Genomic DNA, 21,367 nt, shown 5'->3' with positions numbered 1-21,367 from the left:
CAGCACGGTGCGGGCTCATCGCCTGGGTTCCCGCACCGCACCGCCGATGACCGTGGTCACGACCTTGTGGACCGCATCCGTGTCCGGCGGAGTGCCCTCGCGGTCGGCGAAGAGCAGATGTCCGGCGCCGATCAGCGTGGGGGCGAGCGTAGGGACGTCGGCGTCCGGCGCGAGGCGGCCGAGGTCGCGTTCGGCGGTGAGATAGGCGGCGAGCACGGCGGTGGCCTCGGTCAGGACCGGGACGCCGGTCGGCGTGGTCTCGCGCAGGCGGGCGCGCAGTTCGTCCCGGGAGGTGACGAGCCCGACGATGGCCACGGCGACCGACTCGAACAGATCGGTCAGCGCTCCGGCGAGGTTGCCGACCACCGTGCCGGTCCCGGCGGCGTCGTGCAGGGCGGTGGCCTGGTGGCCCAGCCGGGCGATGCGGTCGCGGACGAGTTCGGCGAGGAAGGCGTCGAAGTCGGCGAAGTGCCGGTGCAGAACGCCCTTGGCACAGCCCGCCTCCGTGGTGACCGCGCGGCTGGTGAGCGCGCTCGGCCCGTCCCGGAGCAGGATCCGTTCGGCCGCGCCGAACAGCTGCTCGCGTACATCCCGCATGGCCACGCCGGTCGGCATCGCGCGTCCCTCCTTCGCTCGCCGGACCCGTCCCGGTTGACGAGTGGGCATGTGCCCACTCATAGTGGGCGCATGCCCACTATACCTCCGGCGGGCGGTCGCCCCGCCGCGGACGAACCCCATCAACACCGCGGGGCGGCCGAGTCGTTCGGCTCGGACGCCGAACGCTACGACCGGGCCCGCCCCCGCTACCCCGACGCCCTGGTGCACCGCATCGTCACCGCGGTCCCCGGCCCCGAGGTCCTCTCCGTCGGCTGCGGCACCGGCATCGACGCCCGCCAGTTCCAGGCCGCCGGATGCACGGTGCTCGGCGTCGAGCCCGACGCACGCATGGCCGACCTGGCCCGGCGCGGCGGGGTCGAGACCGACGTGGCGACCTTCGAAGCGTGGGACGCCGGGGGCCGCTCCTTCGACGCGGTCGTCGCCGCCCAGGCCTGGCACTGGATCGATCCGGTCGCGGGCGCGGCCAAGGCGGCCCGGGTGCTGCGTCCCGGCGGCCTGCTGGCAGCGTTCTGGAACGTCTTCCAGCTCCCGCCCGACGTGGCGGAAGCCTTCGCCGCGGTCTACGCGCGCGTGCTGCCCGACTCGCCCTTCAACGCCCAGGCGATGCGGAAGCAGGGCCCGGACGCGTACCGGGCCCTCTTCGCCAAGGCCGCCGACAGGATCCGCGAGGCGGGTGCGTTCGCCGAACCGGAGCAGTGGCGCTACGACTGGGAGTGGACCTACACCCGCGACGCCTGGCTCGACCAGCTCCCCACCCACGGCACCCTCACCCAACTCCCCCCGGACCAGTTGCAAGAGGTGCTGACAGGCGTCGGCGCCGCCATCGACGCGATGGGCGGCAGCTTCACGATGCCGTACACGACGGTGGCGGTCACCGCGGAGCGGACCCGATAGCTGTCCGCCGCCTTCCGGGGGCGGGTCGGTTCTGAGCGGTCGGCCGGACGACGATCCCGTTCACATCAGCACTGCGGTCGCCTCGCCGATGCCGCTGCCGGCTCCCGTGAGGGCCGCGACCTTGCCGTCGATTCCCACTCGCGGGTCCCGCGCCACGGGCCGAGCCCGAGGAACCCGAACCGCTCGCGCCCGAGGCGGCTGCCGTCCCGCTGCTGCTCCAGCCGCACCCGGCGTACATCATCGGCGGCACCTACGACGTGCTCAGCCACCACCAGGCGGCCGGCGAACTGTTCCCCGGCCTCACCTCGGCGGCTGACCACCCGCCGAACTTCGTCCGCTGGGTGGTCCGCGCACCCGCGGCCCGGGACGTGCTCGTCGACTGGGAGCCCGAGGCCCGCGGAACTCCTCGCCCGCCTCCGCGCCCTGGCCGGACGCCACCCAGGCGACCCCCGCTGCACCCGGCTGATCGACGAACTGAAGGCGGGCAACCCGCAAATGCGGTCCTGGTGGCCGCGGTACGACGTCCAGACCCGCCACGGCGGCCGCAAACGGCTGCGGCGCCTGAGCATGAACCCTTCGCCGAGATCACGCCGATCGGGCGGGAAACGCCCCTTCTGCCAGCTATCCTGAGCCTGTCGCGTTGCGGGTATGGCTCCCAGGGGGAGGGACACCGATGACCCACACCAACCGCGCAAGACCTGCCGCGCCGGCCCCGTCGGCCCCGCCGACCCCGCCCGATCGTCCGGACACATGGCAGCGGCTCAAAGACGCCTTGGTGTCCCTGGGGCCGTTCACAGCGGCACTCATCGCCTACAAGGGCCTTCTCGACTACGCGTTACCCGAAGACTGGTTCAGTGTCTCCCTCGTCAGGTACCTGTTCGCCGGACTCTGTGCTCTGTCCATCGGGCTCGCCCTGCGCCTGGTCGGACAGCTGTACGCGACCGGCCCTGTCGCGCCGCTTCCGCCCGAACCCCAGCCCCCGAGCCAGGCCCCGTCCGTCAGACGGGTGATCGACGACTCCGCGCGCGGCCTGCTGGCCGAGTTCCGCGAAGTACACCACCGCGACGCCGCCCTGGCGGGGTGGTCACAGTACCTGAACGACCATCACGTCCCCCCTACGGCAGTGGGCACCTCGTACGGCCTGCGCATGGTCACAGCCTTCGACATACGTGATCCCCGCATCAACCGCCGTCAGGTGATCGACTCTCTGCTGGCCCTCCAGAAGCCGGGGGGAGGCTGGGCGGCCAGCACCCAGCGAGACCGTGCCAGACCCGAGATCACGGCATGGGTGCTCGCGGCGATGGTCCGCGGCGGGCTGGACAACGCGACGAAGAACGACTCGGTCCGGCTTCTCGAGGACATGCTCGACCCCCGGGAGGACCCCGTCGGCATGGATCGCACGACGGTGCTCACCGTCGCGATCTCCACCCTGGCCGAGATCGCTCCCGCTTCCCCCCAACTCTCCTGGCTTGCGCGGAGGCTCGTCGACGGTGCCCACATGGACGACGACGCCGCGTCGCCCATGGCCCACTGGGGAGAGCGCCTGCGCGCATCGACCAAGTCCGTCGCGCACACCGCCCGCGCCGTGATCGCCCTGCACTGCGCGGCAGGTGTTCTCTCCGACGGTGAGATGTTCGAGAACACCGCACGAGCAGGGATCAGATGGCTGAGCGACACAGACCTCGATCTGCGCTCGACCGACGAACAATTGCGCCGCCCCGTCGATGACGGAACCGTGGACGCGTTGCTGGTCGGACACTTCACCCCGGCCTGGGTGGCCAGGGCGCTGATGCTGCCTGGTCTGCAGGGCTGTGAGGAGAAGTTGAAAGAGGCCGTGGGCGAGACCCTCAAGAGCTACAAGGACGGCACCTGGCGATGGCACGACGGCACGAGACCGATCTGGATGACGTACCAGGGGGCGGTGGTGGTGAGGGACTACGCGCTGAGGACAACGCCATGCGGGTGACGCGGACGAGTGACCGCCGGCTGACGGTGGCGAGCTGGAACCTGCATGAAGGCGTGCCGAGTTCGGGGGTACTGGATGCCCCGTCGCCGCACACTGTGGAGGAGGTGGTCGCTCTCCTCGCGGAGAGGGACGTCGACATCGCGGCCTTCCAGGAAGTCGGATTCGACGGTCGGGGGCATTCGGAGGTCCTCGACGCGGTCCGCAAGAACACGGCGCTGCGGCACGTCGCCGCGCACCCGCTGCACGACTCCTCGTTCTTCCCCGGCCGCCGCAGTGGCGTTGCTGTGGTCAGCAGGTTCCCGGTACGGGACTACAGGCACTACATGCTGCCCAACCCCAGGCTGCACATCCACGTCGACGACAAGGAGATCCACAGCCACGACAAGGGCCTCGTGCGCGCGACCATTGCCCTGGGGCATACCGAACTCGACGTCGCCTCGCTGCACGCCCTCCCGTTCTATCTCTTTCAACGAGCCCCGGATGAGGCCGATTTCAAGGAAATCTGGGACGCGCTCTCCGACGAACTGCACCGTCACGTCGAAAGCCGTCCCCTGTTGGTGTGTGGCGACTTCAATACCGAGGACAGGAGGCTCGTCCTGAACCTGGACAACCCTCCCCTGGTCAGCTCTCTGGAAGGCCGGCACACCTATCGGGGCAGATCCGTCGACGACATTCTCTATGCTCCGGGCATCAGCCTCGTCGGCATCGAGACCATCGACAACTTCTCGGACCACCGGGCCTGCGTTGCGTCCTTCCGCATGCCCCCCAGACCTCTTCAGAAGGCCCCTCAGCGCACCTGACCGCCTGCGATATCGCCCGCATCGAACACCCGCGAGGTAGGCATGGGGAAATGTGTCACGGCGGTACGGCGCATGATGGCCGAGGCCGTGGGCTTGGAACTGCCCGAGCCGCAGTTGGTGGGCGCGGCGCGAGTACTCGTGACCGAACTGGCCCGCCCCGACGTGCTGCGGGGACTGATCACGGAGCTGGCTGGGGGAGAAGGTGACCCCGCTGCCTGCGCCAGGCGTTCCTACCGGCATGTCCTCGGCTTCGAGAAACTCCTGCTGATCGACGGTGGGCCCCGGCAGACGCTCCGCCTGCATGTATGGCATCCCACTGGGGGTTCGGCGGACCGGGAGGACATTCACAACCACCGGTCCCCGCTGGCCTCCTACGTGGTGCGCGGCCGGCTGAGGATGGAACTGTACGAACGTTCCGTAGGCACCGGCATCACGACCACCGCCTACCGGGAGACCCTGTCGGACAACGGAACCGACTGGTTGCTCACGCCCCGGGGGCCGGCCCGGCTCAGCCTGACGCACACCGCGCAGTACGCCGCGGGCGCGTCGTACGCACTTCCGGCCCATACCTTGCACCGCGCCTGGTGTGATCCCGGCGACTCGGCGATCACGCTCTTCCTGGAAACGGGCAGTGGACGGCTGGTCCACACGGATGTGTTCAGTCCGTCCACGCACCATCCGGCGACGGTGCGCAAGGTCGCCTTCACAGAAGAGGCCTATCTGACCGCACTCGCCTCCCTGACCACGTCACTGGAGACCGTTCGGAACAACACCGCTGTCGCGGGACCGCTCACGCCTTCGACGCCGGGAACGGGGAACTGAGGACGCCGGCGGGCGCCAACGCGGCCTGCATGGCCACTCCGTCGACATAGGAGTGCTTCTCCTTCACCGCCCCGTCCTCGACCAGGACGAAGTCCGCGAGGTCGATATCGACGGCGACCCCGGCCGCGGAGGTGCCGCTCAGCTTCCACTGGACAACCCAGAAGTCCTCTCCGACGCGGAGCGAGACGAGGTCGAACGCCAAGTCGGGTACCAGCTCGAACATTCCGGCCGCCGCCTCCCGAATGGCAGCCGGACCACGCACGGGGTCCTGACCCGCGTGCAGATGGAACACCGAGTCGGCCGTGTGGAGTCCCGCGATCCGGTCAGGGTCGCGGGACTCCCAGCAGGCGTGGTAGCGCTCGAAGAGATCGCGAGTGGCATCGGTCATGGTCTGGCCTCCGGTCGATGGACGAACAGGCGTACCGCGTACGGCATCCCGATCGATGGTGTAGGTCCAGATCTTCCGTGAAGGCGGTTCACGCTGTCCATGGGCGGGCGCACAAGCCCGAAACAACCTGCGGTGGGCGCGTTCCAACCCACCTGAACAACACCCCTCGCTCAGCAACGACTCGGCGTAGCTGTCGAAACCTGTCTTCACTTACTCAAGGGCGCGCCGGGCGGTCCGGCCGCTCCGCCGGGCTGCGGCGTGGCCGCCGGTCCCGTCGGGCGCCCACCGCTCGGCATCTCCCAGCAGCACGAAGCCCCCACCCACCGGTGCCGGGACTCTCACCTGTGCGCACCAGGCACGAGGCACTGGAGCAGCCATCACCAGCGCGACGCTGTCATCCCTGCCCGGTGGTGGCCGCTACCGGCCGCAGTACACCGGCAGGCCGGCGATGGGCGGCGCCCAAGGCGCGGTACCTGGTATGCGACGATCTTCCCTCACTCAACGCCAACTCTGGGGGTCTCATGCCGCAGCGTGAGAATGACGACTACGAGCCGGTCTTCAAGAAGAGCAACTGGGGTACGAACCGGTACGTCTACAACCCCAACAACCCCGTAGGGATGTTGCTGATCATCTTGAGCGTTGTATTCGCGCTTGTGATGATGTTCCTGATGGAGGAGCAAAAGGGCCCCTTCGAGCCTCCGAAGGAGACGCCCTGGAGCCCGCCGATCGATGACAACCCCACCTACCCGTGGGACGACGACCACAGCGCGACGCCTTCCGACAGCACGACGCCGACGCCGAGCACTACCCCCTGAGCGCTCAGCGAGACGGCCAACCTCGCCCCGCAGCCCCATATCAGCACGTGCACGTATCCGCATGCTGCCGCGTGGCGAACCAACGCCCGCGGTCACCACTGTTGACCCGCACGGAGCCTCGCCGCCCACGCGGGCAGGATTCAAGACCCGCCCGATTCGCCGGGCCAGCGTAAGGCCCCCTGTTCTCTCGCCCCGTGGCAGCTCCCGCCCAAAGCCTCTACGGCGGGCGGCGTGCCCACAGCGCACCACTCAGGCACCGCGCGCCCACCACCGTTGCCTCTTCGGTGGTTGCGCGTGATCCCGGCCGGAACCGTCTCAATACTGCTGACGCCCATCGGGGTAGCGGACCGACTTCCGGCACTCGGGGGCATCCATCGGTGGAGTCTCCGGAGCGAGCGCGAAGCACAGGCCCGCGTGGAGCTGTTCCGCCTCATCCACCGACAGCACCAGCGGAGCGAGCGCCACCCGCCTGCCCAGACGGACGATCCCGAGCGTCACCGTGAGACAGCCATCCCGATCAGGGGATACGCGCAGTCCCGCCGAGGTGGCCTCGAGCCGCCACCCGGACGAGAACCGGGGATCCGGGCTCACTCGTCCACCTCGCTCGCTTCAGCCGATCCATCGTCGTCCGACACCGGCAGACGCCTGCCACGACTCTCCGCGACCCGGAGCGCATCGCGTAGCGCCTCGACCAAACGCGTCTATCGCCTCAGTACTCACCACACCCACGACCCGAGGGGGAAGCGACACTGTGCTGCGCAGAGAGTTCTTCCGAGCCTCAGCCGGGGCGGGGCTGGTCCTTGGCCTTCCCGAACTGACCCAGATCACGACGGACCGTCGCATCGGCCGAGAAGCGCCAGACCAGTTGCGTCAGCGCACCGCCCGACTACGGCGACTCGATGACGTCCTCGGCGGCGGCGACACCTACCGCGTCTACCTCGGTGAATATCAAGCGACCAAGACGATGCTCCGAGAAGGCAGCTACACCGAGGAGACGGGCCGCGCCCTGCGATCGGTCCTCGCCGAGCAGGCGCAGCAAGCGGGGTGGGCGGCTTTCGATGCGGGCAAGCACGCTGACGCCACCAGCCTCTACGAGACCAGTCACCAGGCTGCCACCGAGGCGGGAGACACCGCCCTGGCCGGGAACGCTCTCGCGTTCCTCGCGTACCAGGAGATCAATACGGACCGCTCCGCCGGGATGGAGACGGCCGTCCAAGCATGCCGTACCGCGGGCCCCGACGCCCCGCCCGGCGTGCGTGCTCTGCTGCATGAACGGCTGGCGTGGGCTTATGCCGTCGCAGGGAACGCGAGTGAGACCGACCGCGCGCTGAGCATCGCAGAATCCGCCCTCGGTGAGGGGGATGGCAGTCCTCAGCCCGACTGGTCGGCATGGGTCGATCGCAATGAGCTCCAGATCATGACCGGCCGCTGCTGGACTGAGCTGCGCAGACCACTCCGCGCTGTCCCCGTTCTGGAAGATCTCACCTGGCGCGAGACCGTGAGCGCACGGATACCGCTGCCCGATGGGCGCGCCACGCTCCAGGTCCCCGACGCCACGCCGATCATGCTCACCGCCCGCGTCACCCTCGGCAACGACGACCGCCCCCTGATCCTCGAAGAACTCCGCGCCAGCGCCGACCGCGCCCAACTCGCCTACCACATCACCGCAGACAGGGCCCTACGCGTAGCGACCAGCAGCTGACACGGCCACGAGAGACACGGGGGCCGCATTCACGCCATTGCCCCTGGAGCTGTCGTGCAGTTGGTGGGACTGGTGTCTTCCCAGGTGGCTAAGCTGGATGGCCCACCGCACCGCCGCGTAGCAGGGCGCTGGCGGCTCGTGAATCTCCAGGGGGATGTCGCTATGTCCGTGGACACGATTCAGCTCGCGCAGGACCTCACGCCGTACGCCACCGCAGCCGTCACCGCCTACGGCGCGGCAGTACTGGCCCGCGTGGAGAGCGATGCCGCAGACGCGACCGTCTCTTTCGGTCGACGCCTCTTGCTCCGCCTCACTGGCCGCGATGCGCCCGATGCTCAACCGACCGCCGGCCAGGACGCCATCGCGGACAGCGTCTCCGATTTGGCTGGTGCGCCCGATGACGCGGACCTGGTGGCGATGCTGCGCGTACAGATCCGCCGCCTGATGGTCGCGGATCCGACTCTCGCTGCCGAAATCGCCGGATGGACCCGCCCGGCCGCAGCCGCCACAGTGACCGTGACCACCTCGGGGGAGAGGTCACCAGCCGTCCACAACAACTACGGCACCATCCACACCGGCGACCACTCCTGAGCCCGTTCTCATGACCGGAGACATCACGCAGCCCGCCTTACCGCCCCAGATCGGCCCAGCCACCTCTGGGAGCCGGTCACCTGCCCTGGGGACCAATTACGGCACCGTCCACACAGGAGACGTGCGCGTCCAAACCCCGGTGGCACTACCACCACCGGTAGACCTGCCCACGCCGCACGGGATGCACAACCTTCCACGGCCCGCCTCGCACCGATTCGTGGGCCGGGAGGGGGAAACAGCCAACCTGAAACGCGCCCTGCACCCCAGAAATGCGCGGACCCCCACGCAGGTAGTGACACAGACCGTCTCCGGTCTAGGCGGAATCGGGAAGTCCTCCCTGGCCCTGCACTACGCCCATAGTCACCGCACCGAGTACACGGGGGTCTGGTGGATCAATGCCGAGATCCCCGAGACCATCACCGCGTCCCTCGCCCAGCTGACTGCCCGTCTCACCCCTGGAATCGACACCAGCACCATCGCGAGCGACGTCCTGGCCGAATGGGCCCTGGTCTGGCTGGAGACCCACCCCGGGTGGCTTCTGGTCTACGACAACGCCACCGACCCTCACCACCTCGCCCCCTATTTGGCCAGGCTGACCGGTGGCAGCCACCTCATCACCAGCCGACTCACCCACGGCTGGGACGCGCTAGCCGACGAGCCGCTGCACCTGGACGTCCTGGGCCTAGAGGCTGCCGCCAGCCTGCTGCGCCACTTGGCCAGTCGAAACGATGCAGCCGAGTACTCGGCCGCCGCGGGACTGGCCGCCGAACTGGGCTGCTTGCCTCTGGCACTGGAGCAAGCGGGTACGTACGTCCGCCGTACGCGCAACACCTTCTCCGGCTACCTGGAACGCTTCCGTGCGCAGACCGCCCGCATGCTTGCCACCCCCGGCAACGGCGACCCTCACAGCACCACCATCGCCCGCACCTGGCGCGTCACCGTCGACACGATCGCCAACCGCGATCCCTTGGCCGTCCGCCTACTTCAGATCATGGCCTGGCTCGCTCCGAACGATATCCCCCGCGACCTGCTGGACGGTCTTGCCAACGACCCTGGCGCGGAAGCCGACGCTCTGGCCCTCCTCGCCGACTTCAGCATGATCACGCTCACCGAGACCACTGCGGCCACCCACCGCCTGGTCCAAGCCGTCGCCCGCACCCCTGACCCTGACGACCCCCACCGCACCGAACACGCCATCACCAAAGCCTGTGCCACCAGCACATCCCTCCTCATGGCCGCCCTCCCCCAGGAACCGGAGATCAACCCGACGGGATGGCCACGCTGGCGCGACCTACTCCCCCACATAGAGACCCATCTCACCCATTTCCGCACAGACACCACGGACACCGCCCTCATCCTGCACGGCACGTCCCGCTTCCTACTGAGCCAACGTCAACCCGTCCAAGCCACCGCCTATGCCGAACGTGCCGCCGCTGCCTCAGCCCGTCTCCACGGCGAGGACCACCCCACCACCCTGGCTTGCCGTCACAGCCTCGCCAGGGCCTACCAGGTGGCAGAGAACCTGAACCAGGCAATCTCCCTGCACGAACAGACCCTCACCGACAGCATCCGGACCCTAGGCAAAGACCACCCCCACACCCTGATCTTTCGTCACAGCCTCGCAGGGGCCCATCTCAACGCGGGGAATCTGGCTCGCGCCATTCCCCTGTACGAGCAGACTCTCACCGACCACATCCGGGTGCTGGGCAATGACCACCCCAACACCCTGACCTCGCGTCACAGCCTCGCCCACGCCTACCAGGCGGCGGGGGACCCGGACCGGGCGATCCCCCTGCACAAGCAGACCCTCACCGACCAGATCCGGATCCTAGGCAAAGACCACCCCCAGACCCTGAACTCCTGCAACGACCTCGCCTACGCCTATGAGTTGACAGGAGATCTGGTCCCAGCCGTCCGTCTGTTCAAGCAGACGCTCGACAGCCGGATCCGGATCCTGGGCAAAGACCACCCCGACACACTGACCTCCCGCAACAACCTCGCGGGGATCTACCTGGCGGCGGGGAATCTGAGCCGGGCCATCCCCCTGTACGAGCAGACCCTCACCCACAGCATCCGGGTGCTAGGCGAAGACCACCCCCAGACCCTGATCTCGCGCAACAACCTCGCGGTGGCCTATAAGGCGGCAGGGGACCCGAACCGGGCCATCCCCCTGCACAAGCAGATCCTCACCGACCGGGTGCGGATCCTGGGCGAAGACCACCCCGACACCCTGGCTTCCCGCAACAACCTTGCACATGCCTACAAAGGAGCAGGGGACCTGAACCGCGCCATCCCGCTGTACGAGCAGACCCTCACCGCATGCGTCCGCGTCCTGGGCGAGGACCACCCCATGACGCGTACCGTGCGGGACAACCTGCGGCAGGCGCGTTCCGACTCCGCCTGACAACAGCAGCCCACGCCGTAAGCGACGCGGTGCAGGTGTCGAAATCTGTCTTCACTTACTCAAGGGCGCGCCATGCGGCGCGCCGGGCGGCCTGGCCGCCCCGCCGGGCTGCGGCGTGGCCGCCGGTCCCGTCGGACGCCCACCGCCCACACACCACCGCGCCATAAGTGCGCAGGCAGGCCGACCGCCGTCCGGGCTGGTGCGTTGTGGCTGGTGGCCGACGGCCTACGCGGCTTTTAGGCAGCCACCACGGGGCGAGCCTCTAAAAACAGGGGGCCAATCGGTCGCAAACCCGGGCAGGATCACAGACCCGCCCGATTCGCCGGGCCAGCGTAAGGCCCCCGGTTCTCTCGCCCCGTGGCAGCTCCCGCCCAAAAGCCTCTACGGCCGGCGGCGTGCCCACAGCGCGCCATTCAGCCACCGCACGCCCACCACCGGCCGTCCCGCTCAACTCGCTCTGCCCAGCCGGGCCGCCGTCACCGCGCCAACATCGCTATCTCACGCACCGATGCTGCCGACAGCTCCAGCCGCACCACCCCCGCTCCCTCTGCTCCGGCGGAGGCCCGCAGCCGCGCCCCGGTCGTGTCCACTCCGACGAGCCGTAGCGCGTCGTCCAGCTCGCAAGCCGCCTCCCGCGCATCCCGCCAGCCGCTCATGTAGTCCACTCCGCGCACCCACATCCCCGCATCCAGGTCTGCCGCCTCACCGCCGAACCCGTCGTCCCCACGGCCGCACATCGTTCCAAGTCCCTTTCGCCGGAAGCCGCCTGACACTGAAGATCCCGGGCCACGTCGAACGAGAACACGACGACGGCCCCGGTACCATCGGCACCGGGGTTCGTCATGATCCCCAGCCGGACCACCCCGACAGCTGTCCAGGCGAGGGGTGGTCCGGCGTTGCTTCTTCGGTTGTTGCGCGTGATCCACACCGGAGCTGTCTCAGTACTGCTGGCGACCACCGGGGTAGCGGACCGACTTCCGGCACTCGGGGGCATCCACCGGCGGAGTCTCCGGAGCGAGTGCGAAGCACAGGCCAGCGTGGAGCTGTTCCGCTTCATCCACCGACAGCACCAGCGGAGCAAGCACCACCCGCTTGCCCAAGCGGACGATCCCGAGTGTCACGGTGAGACAGCCGTCTCGATCACGGGATACACGCAGTCCCGCCGGTGTGGCCTCGATCTGCCACCCGGACGTCAACCGTCGGTCCGGGCTCACTCGTCCACCTCGCTCGCTGGCATCGATCCGCCACCGTCGGACACCGGCAGACGCCTGCCACGACTCTCCGCGACCCGGAGCGCATCCCGTAGCGCCTCAACCAGACGGTTGGAAAGGAAGCGCAGCTCTTCGGTCGCCACCTTCGGATCACCCAGCAGCGCGCCAGCGTGATCAAGGAGTTCAGAGCCCATGCGGAGCTGCACCGCTTCCATGTCGTCCGCAAGCTGCGACAAGAACCCCTCACCCTCCGCATCGGACACCAGATAGCACGGCTTGCCAGTAGGCTCCGACCACGGCAGCAGACGCCGTTGCGCACTCACCGGGCCACCACCACCCCGTGTGAAGCACACGCAGACTCCACCCGAGCGCGAGCCCTCCGGCGCGCCTCCAACTGGCGCTCATGCGCCACGACATACGGCCGGACAAGGCCCACGTCCGCACCCCGCAACACCGGCCGACGCAACACCTGATGCACACGAGGCAACCTCAGCGTGGGGGCATCTACGCAGCTCGCCGTTGCACGCGTCTCGGCTGTTCGATGGCGACCCCGGCCGGGCTGTAACGCGCTCCTCACCGATTCGAAGATCCTGCCGATACAGTGCCGCATGTCGACCTGCTTCCTCAGGTTGACCACGCCCCGGGGCGCAGGCACGCGCCGCCGGGGTCCTGTGGTGGGTGAAAACCGCCTGAGTTTTCATGCTGGTGACATACGAAGCCCCCAACTTTCACAGTTGAGTGAAAGCCGGGGGCTGGTGCGGTGAAAGTCCTAGAGACCCACCCAGGCAGCCAGGTGGTCGAGGGTGTCCGGCGTGCGGCGGGACAGGTGGATCAGGCCCCTGATGGTCTCTCGCGCGCCTGAGTGGTACCGCGTCTGTTGGGGCGCCAGCCTGCGCGCGGTGACCATGGACTTCAAGGCCGCTTCGGAACGTCCCGCTTCCATCTGGGCGCGTGCTTGATCGACGTAGAAGTGAGCCGCGCGGGACACGGCCCAATCCTTGGGTATCCGCACCTTCGCGGCCTCCCGCAGCGCTTCACCGTAGTGCCGCATCTCGACATGGGCGGACACCGCGTGCACGGTGACGTTCGTGGGCCCGAAGGACAGCCAGTGGACGTCAGTCGCTTCGCCGACCCGGTCCGCGTAGGACCTCGCCTCCGCAAGGTGGTTCCGAACCGCATCTGCGTCATGGGCTCGGGCCGCGATGATGCTCGCCCCGAGGTGAAGCTGCCCGGCAACGGCCTGCCTCGCCCGGGTCTGAGGCGACTGCTCCAACAGTCCCTGCCCGGAGGCGACGAGCCGCTTGCCGATCGTGTATTCGCCCTCTCGGAAGTAGACCAGCGCACGCATGTACTGACGTACCGCGGAAAGCAGCGGATCCGAAGCACGCGATGCAGCCCAGTCCATGCGGTCCAGAGCCACCGTCGACAGGTCGTAGTAACCCAGCTTCACGGCCAGGTCGTGCGCGGTGCGGTACGTGCTCGACAGCGCGGCCCACAACTCCGATGACGGCGCCCGATACGCCGCTGTAGTGATCTCCGCGATCGTGTCGGGAAGGTCGAGAGCGGCGTCATGGAGTTTCGTGGCCCGGACCTGCTGACACAGGTGCTCGGCAGCTGCGACGAGTTGGGGAATCGGACGAGGACTGATCGCCGGATCGGCCCCCAGGTCGTAGAGGTCGAGGGCTTCACGGATCGGGCGAACCAGCGCGGCCAACCGGTCCTGCTGCAACTCGGTCACGTAGGGCTGGCCAGTCAGCGCGGTGACGTCGATGCACAGCGCTTTGGCCACCGCGGCCACCAAGTCGGGGCTGGCTGGCTTGTGTCCGGACTCCACCTGTGTGAGCAGGCTGTATGAGTAGGGGACTTTCTGAGCCAACCCGCGCTGAGTCAGCCCAGCTCGTTTCCGGTGATGTGCGATCCGAGCACCCGTGTGTTCGTCGCCGGGGAGCGGCATGCATGCCTCCCTTTCGTGACTCACTCAACGGAAACGCTACCCGTCCAAGCCATGGCAGATGACGATGAACGGCGATGTCAGCCTCGACCGGGAGGTTTGCGGGTTGGCGGTGCCACACGGTGGACTGCCCGCATGACCACGAACCGCGTGCTCTACCTGTTCGGAAGTGCCGCCCCGCCCGTGCTGAACATCGCCGGTGTTATTGAGCGAGCGCAGTCGGCCGACTGGGATGTCTGCCTCGGATTTACCCCCACGGCCGCACGCTGGCTTGACGAAGAGCTGCCAGCCTTGGCGGAGCTGACCGGGCACCCGGTGCGCAGCCGGTACAAGCTGCCCTGGGAGCCCGACGTCTGGCCCCCTGCGGATGTCGCCGTCCTCGCACCCGCCACCTTCAACACGATCAACCAGTGGGCCCTGGGCATCACCGAAAAGTTCATTGTGGGATTCGTGGCCGAGGCGATCGGCAAGGGCATCCCCACCGTGACCATGCCGTGCGTCAACGCCGCCTACGTCCAGCACACGCAGTTCGACACCAGCGTTGCCACGCTCCGCGCGATGGGCGTACGCGTGCTGTACGGGGAGGGCGGGTTCATGCCCAACGAGCCGGGCCAGGGCCGACCGGACAGCTATCCGTGGCAGCTGGCACTCGAAGCAGCGGCGTCAGTCCTCACCGGGGGCGACGCGGCTCAGCTGTGAGCCTCAGCCGTCCGCCGGGGCCACCCCGATCGGACAGGAGACCCCCGTGCCGCCGATGCCGCAGTACCCCGCCGGGTTCTTGTCCAGGTACTGCTGGTGGTACGCCTCTGCCGGGTAGAAGGGGCCCGCGGGGAGGATCTCCGTGGTGATGTCGCCGTAGCCCGAGCCGGTCAGGACGGACTGGTAGGCGGCGCGGGAGGATTCGGCCTCGGCCTGCTGCTCGGCGGAGTGGGTGTGGATCGTCGAGCGGTACTGGGTGCCCACGTCGTTGCCCTGGCGGAAGCCCTGGGTGGGGTCGTGGGACTCCCAGAAGAGCTTCAGCAGGGCGCCGTAGGAGGTGATGGACGGGTCGAAGACGACGCGGACGGCCTCGGTGTGGCCGGTGAGGCCGCTGCACACCTCTTCGTAGGTGGGGTTCTCGGTGTGGCCGCCCTGGTAGCCGACGAGGGTGGTCCATACCCCCGGGGCCTGCCAGAACTTCCGCTCCGCGCCCCAGAAACAGCCGAGCCCGAAGTCGGCCACGACCAGACCGTCCGGATACGGGCCGGTCAGGGGGTTGCCGAGGACCGTGTGGCGGTCGGGGACGGAGAACGCCGGTTCCGGGCGGCCCTTCAGCGCCTCCTCGGCGGTCGGGAGGTGGTTCTTGTGGCGGCTGAACAGCATCTGGGCTCCTCGTTCGGGTACGCGGCGCAACCCGTACAACGGATGCGGGCCCGGCAGAATTCCGGGCTCCGGTCAACCGGTCAGCGCGGCGGTGTCTCAGCGCGGCAGCGTCGCCGGGGAGCCCCCGTGGCCCTCCCAGCCCGCCACCGCAAGTGCCCGGTAGACCGCGTACTCGGCCGCCGGGTCCGCGCCGTAGGACCACGGCACCGCGCCCACATGGCCGTCCACGTGCCGCAGCTGCTCCATGGCCTCCGCGTACCGCTCCGCCCGGACCAGGAACCACACCAGCAGATGGCGGACGTGCGGCAGCACCGGGTGGTCGGCGGGGGCCTGGTGGGTGGCGTAGAGCGCGCCCTCGATCGCCTTGGTGATCACTTCGCTCTGGTAGAGGCTCCGTACCAGGTTGACCTCCGGCAGGTGCTCGAAGACGCCGAACAGCGGCAGCGCGGGCAGCAGGCTCTTCGGCGGGGCGGAGGCGGCGGCCGCGTGGGTGAAGGCGTCGGCCAGCTCCTGGGAGCCGTGCCACTTGCCGCACCAGTAGTGCAGCGCGGCCAGATGGGCGCCCATGTGGTGCGGGGCGCGCTCGGTGACCTTGGACCACAGCTCCTCGAAATCGGCCTGCCGGTAGCCCAGGCCACGGGCGACGCCGAGTTCGATGATGTACGGCACCGGGTCGCCGGGGGCCAGCAGCGCCGCCTCCTGGCAGACGCTCCGGGCCTCCTCCAGGATCATGCGGAAGTCGGGCGAGGACGGGTCCAGCAGGGCCTGCCGGACCAGGAACTCCGCGTGCACCGCGGCCGCGCCCGCGTCCTTGGGGGCCGCCACCCGCCAGGTGCGCAGCCACATCCCGCCCCGCCCCGGGGCCTGCGCCAGCTCGTAGGCCGCCGCTCCGGCCAGCGTCTGCACCCGCTGCCAGCGCAGCTCCGAACCCGCCTCGGTCAGCGCGAGCAGCCGGGCGGCGGGCTGCCAGTCCTGGCTCGCCTGGACCTCCTCCAGGGCCTCGGTGAGCGGCTGGTCCGGGCCGGGCAGCCGTACGTCGAGCCGCTCGCGCGGGACGAAGCCGTACTCCCCGGGGTCCGAGGCGCGCAGCGCGCCCCGCATGGTCTCGCGGCCCCCGCGCATCCGCCGTACCGCGGGCACGATGATCAGCCCGCCGACCATGACGACGGCGATGAGGAAGATCAGAAGCTCCATGAGGTGTCCCCGTGAGAAGGCGCAACGGTTCCGACGGTCCTGACGGCCCGTGCTCCAGCCTATGCGCCCGCGCGACCGATGAACCCGGCACCGGCCCGCCGGGCGTTACCCTCGGCCCATGACCGACCAGCATCAGCATCCGCAGAGCTTCGAGACGCTCGCCATCCACGCCGGCCAGGAGGCGGACCCGCTCACCGGGGCCGTCGTGCCGCCGATCTACCAGGTGTCCACCTACAAGCAGGACGGCGTGGGCGGCCTGCGCAACGGCTATGAGTACAGCCGTTCCGCCAACCCCACCCGCACCGCTCTGGAAGAGAACCTGGCGGCGCTGGAAGGAGGCCGCCGCGGCCTCGCCTTCGCCTCCGGGCTGGCCGCCGAGGACTGCCTGCTGCGCACGCTGCTGGTCCCGGGCGACCACGTGGTGATCCCGGACGACGCCTACGGCGGTACGTTCCGTCTGTTCGCCAAGGTCGTCGAGCGCTGGGGCGTGGAGTGGTCGGTCGCCGACACCTCCGACCCGGCCGCGGTACGGGCCGCGCTCCGCCCCCGTACGAAGGTGATCTGGGTCGAGACGCCCAGCAACCCACTGCTCGGCATCACCGATATCGCCGCCGTCGCCGACATCGCCCGCACCGCCGGGGCCCGCCTGGTCGTCGACAACACCTTCGCCAGCCCCTACCTCCAGCAGCCGCTGGCCCTGGGGGCGGATGTGGTGGTGCACTCCACCACCAAGTACATGGGCGGCCACTCGGACGTCGTCGGCGGTGGGCTCGTCGTCGCCGACCCCGGTCTCGGCGAGGAACTCGCCTTCCACCAGAACGCGATGGGTGCCGTCGCCGGGCCCTTCGACTCCTGGCTGGTGCTGCGCGGCATCAAGACCCTCGCCGTCCGGATGGACCGGCACAGCGCCAACGCCGCCCGGATCGCGGAGCTGCTCTCCTCCCACTCCAAGGTGACCGAGGTCTACTACCCGGGGCTGCCCGGGCACGCCGGGCACGAGATCGCCGCCAAGCAGATGCGGGCCTTCGGCGGCATGGTGTCGTTCCGGGTCGCGGGCGGCGAGGAGGCGGCGGTCGAGGTCTGCAACCGCGCCCGACTCTTCACGCTGGGCGAGTCGCTGGGCGGTGTCGAGTCGCTGATCGAGCACCCGGGCCGGATGACGCACGCCTCGACGGCGGGCTCGGCCCTCGAAGTGCCCGCCGACCTCGTCCGGCTGTCGGTCGGCATCGAGTCGGTCGACGACCTGGTGGCCGATCTGACCCAGGCCCTGGGCTGACGCTCCGCCTCACCACCCCTCCAGCGGAGGGGTGGTGTCGGTCGGCGGCGCCGTCCACGGCTCGACGATCGCCGCCCACACGCTGAACGCGACGACCGCGGCGAACAGCAGCACCCAGCCGACGGTCCGTACGGCGCGGTGGCGGCGGAGGATCCGCCGCCCCCGGTCGGCCGCCCGGTCCGCCAGGTCCGGTGGCAGCAGGGGGTGCGGGCCCCCCATCATCCGGCGGACCTCGGCCTCCTTGCGGTCCCAGGCGCTCATGACCCGGCTCCCGCGGTCTTGGGCGCATCCGCCGGTGGGCCTGCTGTTTTGGGCGCTCCCGCCGGTGCGCCCGGCGCCTCGGGTGCTGCCGCCGGTGTGCCTGTTGGCGTGGCCGGCGGTGGTGGCGTGCTCGTCGGCGTTGGCGTGCTCCTCGCCGGGCCCCCGCGCCGCGGCGGTGACGGCTGCCGCGGCACCCCGCTGCGCATCATCGACACCGCGCGCGTGCAGATCGCCCGCACCCGCTCGACCGGGAGTCCGAGCGCGGCTGCCGTCTGCTCCTCGGCCACGCCCTCGTAGAGCCGCAGCACCAGCACCAGCCGCTCGCGCGGGGCCAGCCGGTCCAGGGCGCCGCCGCGCGGGTGGCGGTAGTGGTGACCGCGGCGGGCGAAGAGGGCGGCCAGCTCCATGCGGGTGCGGTCGTACGGATCCTCGCCGCGCAGCCGGTCCCAGCGGGCGTAGGTGCGCGCGAGCGCCGCGGTCAGCAGGCGCTGGGCGGCCGCGGTGTCCCGTTCCGGTTCCCCCGTGAGCAGCGTGGCCGCATGCAGCAGCCGGCCGCCCGCGCCCGCGACGAATGCCTCGAACTCCCGGGCCCGGCGGCTCTCCCGTGCTGCCCGCCGTTCTCGCACCACGCCTCCGCCTCCCCGTTCCTTTAGGACACGGCAGGCACGGGCGCGCGGTCAAGAGGTCTGCCGCCGGTCCGTACGGCCGGTACGGTCCGCGAGGCGGGCGCCGTGACCCAGCGGGCCTGCTCGGCGGGCGCGGGGCGCCTCAGGAGGCGGGTGCGGCCTGCGGTACGGCGTCGTGCGTGGTGTGCGGCAGCGCGCTGGTGGGGTCCTGGGCCAGTGCGTTGTGCGCGGCGGAGAGGGCGACGTTGAAGCGGGTCAGCAGTTCGCAGAAGATATCGCGCTCCTCCGCCGTCCAGCCCGCGGTCACCTGGTCCATCAGCTCGCGCCGGGAGGAGCGGACCTCCTCCAGCCGGGCCTTGCCGCGGGGGGAGAGCTGGAGGACGACCGCGCGGCCGTCCTCGGGGTGCGAGGTCCGCTTGACCATGCCGGAGTCGACCAGCGGGGCGACCTGACGGGTCACGGTGGACGAGTCGATGCCCATGCCTCCGGCGAGCGCCTTGACTCCCATCGGCCCTTCCTGGTCAAGCCGGTTGAGCAGCAGATACGCGGCTCGGTCCATGGAGTTGCGGGCCTGTCCGACGCCGCCGAGGCGGGTCTGTTCCGCGCGGCGTGCGAAGACCGCGACCTGATGCTGGAGGGAATCCAGTACGCCTGTGTTGAGTTGAGTCGTCATGTCCGATTGCGTGGGCATGGCCTAGGGCTCACTTCATGCGGTGGTCTGTGGGATGTGGCACAGAGTACGCGGCCGGGGCCCTGCCCGTACGGGAGCTGTAGAAACCTGCCGATCCCAATGCGTCCCCATCGGCCGCCGCCCCGGCGCGTTACGGAGGGTTATGCCTGGTGGCGCGGGGGCCCCGGGTCGTGGCGCGGTGGTTGGACCTGTGGCGGCTGGTTTCCGGCAGGTTCCGCCCGGTCCGCCTCACGGGGCCCGAACGCGGCTCCGTTGGCGGGATGCGGCCACAGCCGACCGGGATGCGGAGTCATGCGTCCGGGATGCGGACTCGTGGCAGTCGAGGTGCGGACTCGTGGCGGCCGAGGTGCGGACTCACGGCGGCCGAGGTGCGGACTCACGACAGGGGATGCGGACGCGCGGCGGCCGGGGGTACGGACTCGCGCGGCTGGTGGGTCATGCGGCTCCGTACCGCCGGACCCTGCCCCGCGGGCCGCCGTGCGGGGCATGAGCTGTAAGACTGGGGACCATGGCTCCACGACTCGGCGGCGAGGGCGGGCGAAACGATTCGGCCCGGCGCACCGCACCCTCCGCGATCACGCTCGACGATGTGCGCAAGGCACAGAAGATGCTGTCGGGGGTCTCCCGGATCACCGCCCTGGAAGGCAGTCGCCACCTCTCCTCGCTGGTCGGCGCACCGGTACAGCTGAAGTGCGAGAACCTCCAGCGCACCGGCTCCTTCAAGCTGCGCGGCGGCTATGTGCGGATCGCGGGTCTGAGCACCGAGGAGCGGGCGGCGGGCGTGGTCGCGGCGAGCGCCGGGAACCATGCGCAGGGCGTCGCGCTGGCCGCCTCGCTGCTGGGAGTGCGCTCGACCGTCTTCATGCCGGAGGGCGCGCCGCTGCCGAAGATCGCGGCCACCCGGGACTACGGCGCCGAGGTACGGCTGTGCGGTCAGATCGTGGACGAGACGATGCGGGCGGCGCAGGAGTACGCCGAGCGTACCGGCGCGGTCTTCATCCACCCCTTCGACCACCCGGACATCATCGCGGGCCAGGGCACGGTGGGGCTGGAGATCCTGGAGCAGTGCCCCGAGGTGCGCACCGTGGTGGTGGGGATCGGCGGCGGTGGTCTGGCGGCCGGGGTCGCGATCGCGGTGAAGGCGCTGCGCCCTGACGTACGGGTGGTGGGGGTGCAGGCGGAGGGCGCCGCGGCGTATCCGCCGTCGCTGGCCGCCGGGCACCCGGTGTCGATCGACGCGCCGGTGACCATGGCCGACGGCATCAAGGTCGCGCGGCCGGGCGATGTGCCGTTCGCGATCATCGGTGATCTTGTCGACGAGGTCCGGACGGTCACCGAGGACGAGCTGTCCAGTGCGCTGCTGCTCTGTCTGGAGCGGGCGAAGCTGGTGGTGGAGCCGGCGGGGGCGAGCCCGGTGGCCGCGCTGCTGTCGGCGCCGGAGTCGTTCGAAGGTCCGGTGGTGGCGGTGCTCTCGGGTGGCAATGTCGATCCGCTGCTGATGCAGCGGATCCTGCGGCACGGTATGGCCGCGGCGGGGCGTTACCTGTCGCTGCGGCTGCGGCTCACCGACCGGCCGGGTGCGCTGGCCTCGCTGCTGGGTGCGCTGTCGGTGGTGGACGCCAACGTCCTGGACGTCAGCCACGTGCGTACCAATCCGCGGCTGGGGCTCAGTGAGGCGGAGGTCGAGCTGCATCTGGAGACGAAGGGGCCGGACCACTGCGACGAGGTGCGGGAGGCGCTGAGCGCGGCGGGTTACACCGTGATGGCCTGACCGGACCGCCGCGGCGGAACCCGT

General features: G+C 69.8%; 23 protein-coding genes and 1 pseudogene. 12 read left to right on the top strand and 12 right to left on the bottom strand.

The window, feature by feature from the left end; all coding sequences use genetic code 11:
• Positions 1–15: 15 nt before the first annotated feature.
• A complete protein-coding gene (locus HUT19_RS14790) occupies positions 16–615 on the bottom strand; it encodes a TetR/AcrR family transcriptional regulator (protein ID WP_176180938.1) in 600 nt (199 codons plus the stop codon).
• Between the two features lie 72 nt (positions 616–687).
• Between HUT19_RS14790 and HUT19_RS14785 the strand changes: the two genes are divergently transcribed.
• From HUT19_RS14785 to HUT19_RS14765, 5 genes and pseudogenes are all read left to right on the top strand, one after another.
• Entirely contained in the window at positions 688–1,512 is an 825-nt protein-coding gene (locus HUT19_RS14785; RefSeq protein ID WP_176180937.1) for a class I SAM-dependent methyltransferase, read from the top strand.
• Between the two features lie 137 nt (positions 1,513–1,649).
• Positions 1,650–2,070: pseudogene (locus HUT19_RS14780) on the top strand (transcriptional regulator); the annotation flags it as partial.
• A gap of 115 nt (positions 2,071–2,185) precedes the next feature.
• Positions 2,186–3,478, top strand: a complete 1,293-nt coding sequence (locus tag HUT19_RS14775; protein WP_176180936.1) for a hypothetical protein — start codon at positions 2,186–2,188, stop codon at positions 3,476–3,478.
• Positions 3,469–4,278, top strand: coding sequence for an endonuclease/exonuclease/phosphatase family protein (locus HUT19_RS14770; RefSeq protein ID WP_176180935.1), 810 nt, complete (start codon positions 3,469–3,471; stop codon positions 4,276–4,278). Before HUT19_RS14775 ends, HUT19_RS14770 begins: the two co-directional genes overlap by 10 nt.
• A 42-nt stretch (positions 4,279–4,320) precedes the next feature.
• Positions 4,321–5,100, top strand: a complete 780-nt coding sequence (locus HUT19_RS14765) for a hypothetical protein (protein WP_176180934.1) — start codon at positions 4,321–4,323, stop codon at positions 5,098–5,100.
• Here the strand turns inward: HUT19_RS14765 and HUT19_RS14760 are convergent.
• A complete protein-coding gene (locus HUT19_RS14760; protein ID WP_176180933.1) occupies positions 5,069–5,488 on the bottom strand; it encodes a nuclear transport factor 2 family protein in 420 nt (139 codons plus the stop codon). The genes HUT19_RS14765 and HUT19_RS14760 overlap by 32 nt on opposite strands.
• 521 nt (positions 5,489–6,009) lie before the next feature.
• On the opposite strand from HUT19_RS14760, the gene HUT19_RS14755 reads away from it, so the two are divergent.
• Positions 6,010–6,303 carry a hypothetical protein gene (locus tag HUT19_RS14755; protein WP_176180932.1) on the top strand — a complete coding sequence of 98 codons (294 nt, stop codon included), beginning with the start codon at positions 6,010–6,012 and terminating at the stop codon, positions 6,301–6,303.
• Positions 6,304–6,618: 315 nt separating this feature from the next.
• Here HUT19_RS14755 and HUT19_RS14750 read toward each other — a convergent pair whose 3' ends face one another.
• Entirely contained in the window at positions 6,619–6,894 is a 276-nt protein-coding gene (locus HUT19_RS14750) for a hypothetical protein (RefSeq protein ID WP_254885576.1), read from the bottom strand.
• Between the two features lie 274 nt (positions 6,895–7,168).
• Here HUT19_RS14750 and HUT19_RS43005 point away from each other — a divergent pair, with 274 nt between their 5' ends.
• The 3 genes from HUT19_RS43005 (at position 7,169) to fxsT (ending at position 11,000) form a co-directional block, all read left to right on the top strand.
• Positions 7,169–8,005, top strand: a complete 837-nt coding sequence (locus HUT19_RS43005; protein ID WP_254885575.1) for a hypothetical protein — start codon at positions 7,169–7,171, stop codon at positions 8,003–8,005.
• A 162-nt stretch (positions 8,006–8,167) separates the two neighbouring features.
• Positions 8,168–8,596 carry a hypothetical protein gene (locus tag HUT19_RS14740; protein ID WP_176180931.1) on the top strand — a complete coding sequence of 143 codons (429 nt, stop codon included), beginning with the start codon at positions 8,168–8,170 and terminating at the stop codon, positions 8,594–8,596.
• A gap of 10 nt (positions 8,597–8,606) precedes the next feature.
• Positions 8,607–11,000, top strand: a complete 2,394-nt coding sequence (fxsT, locus tag HUT19_RS14735; protein ID WP_368661695.1) for an FxSxx-COOH system tetratricopeptide repeat protein — start codon at positions 8,607–8,609, stop codon at positions 10,998–11,000.
• A gap of 476 nt (positions 11,001–11,476) precedes the next feature.
• Here the strand turns inward: fxsT and HUT19_RS14730 are convergent, their stop codons facing one another.
• The 4 genes from HUT19_RS14730 to HUT19_RS14715 all read right to left on the bottom strand — a co-directional run bounded on the left by HUT19_RS14730 (position 11,477) and on the right by HUT19_RS14715 (position 14,165).
• The gene (locus tag HUT19_RS14730; protein WP_176180929.1) at positions 11,477–11,737 is read right to left on the bottom strand and encodes a hypothetical protein; all 261 of its coding nucleotides are present in this window, start codon (positions 11,735–11,737) and stop codon (positions 11,477–11,479) included.
• A gap of 201 nt (positions 11,738–11,938) precedes the next feature.
• Positions 11,939–12,121, bottom strand: coding sequence for a hypothetical protein (locus HUT19_RS14725; RefSeq protein ID WP_254885573.1), 183 nt, complete (start codon positions 12,119–12,121; stop codon positions 11,939–11,941).
• A gap of 89 nt (positions 12,122–12,210) precedes the next feature.
• Positions 12,211–12,534, bottom strand: coding sequence for a hypothetical protein (locus HUT19_RS14720; protein WP_176180928.1), 324 nt, complete (start codon positions 12,532–12,534; stop codon positions 12,211–12,213).
• 446 nt (positions 12,535–12,980) lie between these two features.
• Entirely contained in the window at positions 12,981–14,165 is a 1,185-nt protein-coding gene (locus HUT19_RS14715; RefSeq protein WP_176180927.1) for a helix-turn-helix domain-containing protein, read from the bottom strand.
• 132 nt (positions 14,166–14,297) lie between these two features.
• Here HUT19_RS14715 and HUT19_RS14710 point away from each other — a divergent pair, with 132 nt between their 5' ends.
• Positions 14,298–14,861 (top strand): flavoprotein, encoded by a 564-nt coding sequence (locus HUT19_RS14710; RefSeq protein ID WP_176180926.1) that lies wholly within the window; start codon positions 14,298–14,300, stop codon positions 14,859–14,861.
• Positions 14,862–14,864: 3 nt separating this feature from the next.
• Here HUT19_RS14710 and msrA read toward each other — a convergent pair whose 3' ends face one another.
• Positions 14,865–15,524: a peptide-methionine (S)-S-oxide reductase MsrA gene (msrA, locus tag HUT19_RS14705; RefSeq protein ID WP_176180925.1), complete on the bottom strand. Its 660-nt coding sequence runs from the start codon at positions 15,522–15,524 to the stop codon at positions 14,865–14,867.
• Positions 15,525–15,620: 96 nt separating this feature from the next.
• On the bottom strand, positions 15,621–16,718 hold the full coding sequence (locus tag HUT19_RS14700) for a hypothetical protein (RefSeq protein ID WP_176180924.1): 1,098 nt from the start codon (positions 16,716–16,718) through the stop codon (positions 15,621–15,623).
• Positions 16,719–16,836: 118 nt separating this feature from the next.
• On the opposite strand from HUT19_RS14700, the gene HUT19_RS14695 reads away from it, so the two are divergent.
• A complete protein-coding gene (locus HUT19_RS14695; protein ID WP_176180923.1) occupies positions 16,837–17,994 on the top strand; it encodes a cystathionine gamma-synthase in 1,158 nt (385 codons plus the stop codon).
• A gap of 9 nt (positions 17,995–18,003) precedes the next feature.
• On the opposite strand, the gene HUT19_RS14690 is transcribed toward HUT19_RS14695, so the two are convergent.
• The 3 genes from HUT19_RS14690 to HUT19_RS14680 form a co-directional block, all read right to left on the bottom strand.
• Complete coding sequence (locus tag HUT19_RS14690; protein WP_176180922.1) at positions 18,004–18,255, bottom strand: hypothetical protein; 252 nt, start codon at positions 18,253–18,255, stop codon at positions 18,004–18,006.
• Positions 18,252–18,881 carry a sigma factor-like helix-turn-helix DNA-binding protein gene (locus tag HUT19_RS14685; RefSeq protein WP_176186883.1) on the bottom strand — a complete coding sequence of 210 codons (630 nt, stop codon included), beginning with the start codon at positions 18,879–18,881 and terminating at the stop codon, positions 18,252–18,254. Before HUT19_RS14685 ends, HUT19_RS14690 begins: the two co-directional genes overlap by 4 nt.
• Before the next feature lie 142 nt (positions 18,882–19,023).
• Positions 19,024–19,572, bottom strand: a complete 549-nt coding sequence (locus tag HUT19_RS14680; RefSeq protein WP_176180921.1) for a MarR family winged helix-turn-helix transcriptional regulator — start codon at positions 19,570–19,572, stop codon at positions 19,024–19,026.
• Between the two features lie 607 nt (positions 19,573–20,179).
• Between HUT19_RS14680 and ilvA the strand changes: the two genes are divergently transcribed.
• Positions 20,180–21,343 carry a threonine ammonia-lyase gene (ilvA, locus tag HUT19_RS14675; protein WP_254886168.1) on the top strand — a complete coding sequence of 388 codons (1,164 nt, stop codon included), beginning with the start codon at positions 20,180–20,182 and terminating at the stop codon, positions 21,341–21,343.
• Positions 21,344–21,367 lie beyond the last annotated feature (24 nt).

It is taken from the genome of Streptomyces sp. NA02950, assembly GCF_013364155.1.
Taxonomy (GTDB): Bacteria; Actinomycetota; Actinomycetes; order Streptomycetales; family Streptomycetaceae; genus Streptomyces.
This window is presented reverse-complemented; position numbering and strand designations above follow the sequence as displayed.